Source organism: Mesorhizobium sp. M1E.F.Ca.ET.063.01.1.1, from assembly GCF_003998155.1.
In the GTDB taxonomy this organism is placed as follows: Bacteria; Pseudomonadota; Alphaproteobacteria; order Rhizobiales; family Rhizobiaceae; genus Mesorhizobium.
The window spans coordinates 1-832 of sequence record NZ_RZSC01001336.1; the positions used below are offsets into that span (position 1 = coordinate 1).

Annotated in this window: 1 protein-coding gene; it reads right to left on the reverse strand. The window is 63.6% G+C overall.

What is annotated here, in order from left to right; genetic code table 11:
* Nucleotides 1-83: 83 nt before the first annotated feature.
* Nucleotides 84-832: AAA family ATPase (locus EOA29_RS38395; protein WP_148669399.1), on the reverse strand; the 749-nt coding region annotated here is incomplete at its 5' end.

Here is an 832-nt window from a genome sequence, read left to right on the forward strand (position 1 = left end):
ATGATGATTTGTCCGGCAGTCACGCGTCGGTTCCTTCAACGAAAAAAGCCCCGTCGCCGGGGCTTTTTTTGGCTTATGAGCGGTCAGCCCTTGCGGGGCAGTTGCGGGACGAGGCTGCGCTTGCCGCCGTCCTTGCCCTTCGGCTCCGGCTTCTGCGCCGCAGCCTTCTTGGCAATTGGCTTCTTCGCCGCCGCCTTCCTCGCCTTCGGCGAGTCCTCCGGCTCTTCCTTCTTCGGCTTCACCGGCGCTTCGTCGGCGAGCGATTCGAGCTTCAGGCCGGTCTCGCCGGTTTCCTTCTTCTCCACGGTCACCCGCACCGTGCCGCCCTTCTTCAACTTGCCGAACAGCACCTCGTCGGCCAGCGGCTTCTTGATGTGCTCCTGGATGACGCGGCCGAGCGGACGCGCGCCCATGCGTTCGTCATAGCCCTTGTCGGCAAGCCAGGCGATCGCATCCGGCGACAGGTCGAAAGTGACGCCGCGCTCGGAGAGTTGCGCCTCGAGCTGCATGACGAACTTCTGCACCACCTGATGGATCACCGGCACCGGCAGCGAGCCGAACGGGATGATCGCGTCGAGACGGTTGCGGAACTCCGGCGTGAACAGCCGGTTGATGGCCTCGACGTCGTCGCCTTCGCGCTTGGTCGAGCCGAAGCCGATCGCCGCGCGCTGAGCGTCAGAGGCGCCCGCATTGGTCGTCATGATCAGGATGACGTTGCGGAAGTCGATCTGCTTGCCGTTGTGATCGGTCAGCTTGCCGTGGTCCATCACCTGCAACAGGATGTTGAACAGGTCCGGATGCGCCTTCTCGACTTCGTCGAGCAAAAGCACGC